Source organism: Devosia sp., from assembly GCF_034675085.1.
GTDB lineage: Bacteria > Pseudomonadota > Alphaproteobacteria > Rhizobiales > Devosiaceae > Devosia.
This window is the reverse complement of sequence record NZ_JAUCDN010000388.1, coordinates 1-2,772: the sequence shown is the minus strand read 5'-3', so window position 1 is coordinate 2,772 and position 2,772 is coordinate 1. Positions and strand designations below refer to the sequence as shown.

The following is a 2,772-nucleotide window of genomic DNA, read 5'->3' as shown; positions in this document are numbered from 1 at the left end:
GTTCGAGCCGTCGGCCTGGTAGGGGGTGAAGAAGCCGGTCTTGTTCTTGCCGGCGGGCACCATGGCCGCGTCCTCGGGCGAGGTATATTCGCCCCACAATTCGATATTGGCCGCCGCCTGGGCCGCGCCGCCGCCGAACATCACGTCGCCCTGCGGATTGGCCGCTTCGCTGCGGATGCGCTGGTAGAGTTCGCCCGTGCCGGCGGTGATGACCTGCACGGTCACGCCGGTCTTTTCCTCGAAAGCCGGCAGCAGGCTCTTGAGCATCCCTTCTTCATTGGGCGTGTAGACGATCAGGGTCGAGCCGGAAATGTCGTCGGCCGCCTGGGCGGCGGAAACCGCCGAAAGAGAAATGGCGAGGGCAGCTACCGCCGCCGCGCCGATGAGGGATTTCCGTGACATGTCGAGTTCCTCTCGATTATGGATTGTGAAGGAAATATGACAGACCATAATCGCTTTGGGAAACCGCGCCAGAGCCTAAATAGGCTTCCCTCACAATTATCCCACTGGCAGGCGCGGGATATGCAAACTGATCGCCCACAATGGCGCAGTCGTCACCTCCCCCTTGCGGGGAGGGATCAAGGGTGGGGGACGTTTAGCCCCCACATCGGGGCTCTCGTCGCCCCCTCCCAGCCTCTCCCGTCAAAGGGGGAGGAGCCGCTCCGTGGATGCGGCTACTGCGTACCCCATTATAGCCGATTACAGCCGCCGGGCCTCCTCTGCCCGCCTTTCGCCCACCGCCGGCGCGCGGGCGCTCAGCCGGTGCAGCAGCGCGTTGAAAATCTGCCAGTTGCGGGGCTGGTCGTGCCGCAGGATGCGGCAGGCTTCCCCCGCCATGCGGCAGGCGGCGTCCACCTGTCCGGTTTCGGCCAGCGTCATCAGGCTGGCGCGCAGGAGCCGGCTCAATTCGCCGGTGGTGTCATCGGTCGGCGCCATGCCGGCCTCCCTAATCGAACATGTTGAAGTGGCTCTTGGCTTCGGGGCTCATCATCTGCGGGGTCCAGGGCGGCTCATAGGTCAGTTCCACCTCCACCGCCCGCGTGCCCTCCACCGATCCCGCCGCCTCGCGCGAGCCTTCCTTGAGATAGTTGGTGGCCGGACAGCCCCGCGTCGTCGTGGTCATGGTGACGTGCACCGCGCCATCTTGCGTGGCGGCGACGTCGTAGATCAGCCCCAGATCGACGATGTTGAAGCCCAGTTCGGGGTCGATCACCAGCCGTAGCGCCTCGCGCACCTGATCGGCCAGGGTTTCGCCCTCCCCGCCCGACGTCGCCTCGACAAGCACCGGCGCGTCGGCGAGGAAATGGTCCATCAGCACGCCCAGAACCATGGGCTTGAGAAACTTCCAGTCGCCCCCCTCCTGCGTCACCGCCACATAATCGGGGCCCAGCGCCACGCCGGCCACGCCGTCGATCTCGAACAGGGCCCGCGCCAGGGGCGAGCGCAGCGCCGCGTCGCGACTGTCATAGCTCAGCACCCGCCCCGGCAGCACCGGGCGTCCGGGCAGGAACTTGATGCGCTCGGCACTGTCGGTCGCTTCGGTCTGGATGAACATGATGCGCCTCCATGGGGCCTATGAGGTTGCAACCACCAGCAGCCGGGGCCGCCTTACGCCGGTGGACCAGTTTTTCGAGGCCAGCACATTGGAGAGCCGGCGGGTGCGCACCAGTTGCACGGCGATTGCGAGCGTTGAGAGCAGCATGCCCGCCGCCGCCAGCCGGAAGCCGAGCGGCTGGGCCAGCGCCAGCATGGCGGTGGCGCTCCACACCGAGAGGTAATAGAGCACGAACCAGCCGCGCGCCTGGCGCTCCACCACCAGGTCCTGCACGCGGGGCGTCGCCGTCTTGCCCAGTATGGGCCCGTAGCATTCCAGCCAGGTCACGAAGGCGGTGATCTTGTAGAGCTTTGCCAGGCCAAGCCCGCTCAGCCAGCCGAAGGCGACCAGGAACACCAGCACCGCCGCCAGCTCCATGGTCTGCCCCAGCCCGGAAAACAGCGCCGCCAGCACCACGGCGCCGGCCAGCGAGGCAAAGGCGGGGATGGCCATCTGGCTGTTGAGCTCGATCACCGGGCGTTTGCGCTGGCGATAGAGGCGCAGCACATCGGCGCCGTACAGTCCCAGCGCCACCGCCGCCAGCACGCCGGCCAGGGCAAAGGCCCAGCCGATTTCGGCATTGGCGAGCAAAAGCCCGATGCCGCCGAGCAGCGCGGTGGCCAGCGCCAGCGCGCTCAGCCACAGCACCGCCCTTGGGCGTTTTCCGTTCAGCTCCGGCGCCAGCATGAACATGGCCAGCAGCCGATAGCTCACCCCCATGGCCGCCAGCGTCAACCAGCCGCCCAGCCCCGCCGTCACATGCAGCGGTAGTCCGTTCGCCGCCAGCGCCAGCAGCGGCTCGGAGTCCACCAGCCCGGCAAAGGTGAAGCTGAACAGGGCTCCGAACAGCACCGTCACCACCAGGCAGGCCAGCGCCACGGCGACGAAGCGCGCCGCCAGCGGCAGCGGCCGCGCCGCCCAGAGCGTGCGCGCCAGATCATAGAGCACCAGGGCAAAGCCGCAGAGCAGCGCCGTCGCTGCATAGGGAAAGGCTTCCGGCGCCGCGAGAAAGCCGCAGATCAGCAGGGCCAGCCCGGCAACAAGCAGGATCAGCGCCGGCAGCGGCAGCCGGTCGCTATAGAGCGGCTTGGCCACCAGCACCGGCACGAATTGGAACAGCGCCCCGCAGAGCAGCAGGCTCAGCCAGCCGATGGTGAACAGATGCACCAGCGCCAGCG

The 2,772-nt window shown here is 67.5% G+C and carries 4 protein-coding genes and 1 pseudogene; all 5 read right to left on the bottom strand.

Annotation, left to right across the window (positions count from 1 at the left end; genetic code table 11):
- Window positions 1–402, bottom strand: a 402-nt coding sequence (locus tag VDP82_RS16720) for an extracellular solute-binding protein (protein WP_323015958.1), incomplete at its 3' end; no start/stop codon positions are given.
- 297 nt (window positions 403–699) lie between these two features.
- On the bottom strand, window positions 700–936 hold the full coding sequence (locus VDP82_RS16715) for a hypothetical protein (protein ID WP_323015957.1): 237 nt from the start codon (window positions 934–936) through the stop codon (window positions 700–702).
- A gap of 10 nt (window positions 937–946) precedes the next feature.
- On the bottom strand, window positions 947–1,312 hold the full coding sequence (locus tag VDP82_RS16710) for a metal-sulfur cluster assembly factor (protein ID WP_323015959.1): 366 nt from the start codon (window positions 1,310–1,312) through the stop codon (window positions 947–949).
- Window positions 1,313–1,555: pseudogene (locus VDP82_RS16705) on the bottom strand (NifU N-terminal domain-containing protein); the annotation flags it as partial.
- An 18-nt stretch (window positions 1,556–1,573) separates the two neighbouring features.
- Window positions 1,574–2,772, bottom strand: a 1,199-nt coding sequence (locus tag VDP82_RS16700) for a hypothetical protein (protein ID WP_323015956.1), incomplete at its 5' end; no start/stop codon positions are given.

Coding starts and splice junctions, on each gene's coding strand:
- VDP82_RS16715 (WP_323015957.1), bottom strand. CDS start 936: ATGGCGCCGACCGATGACACCACCGGCGAATTGAGCCGGCTCCTGCGC.
- VDP82_RS16710 (WP_323015959.1), bottom strand. CDS start 1,312: ATGGACCATTTCCTCGCCGACGCGCCGGTGCTTGTCGAGGCGACGTCG.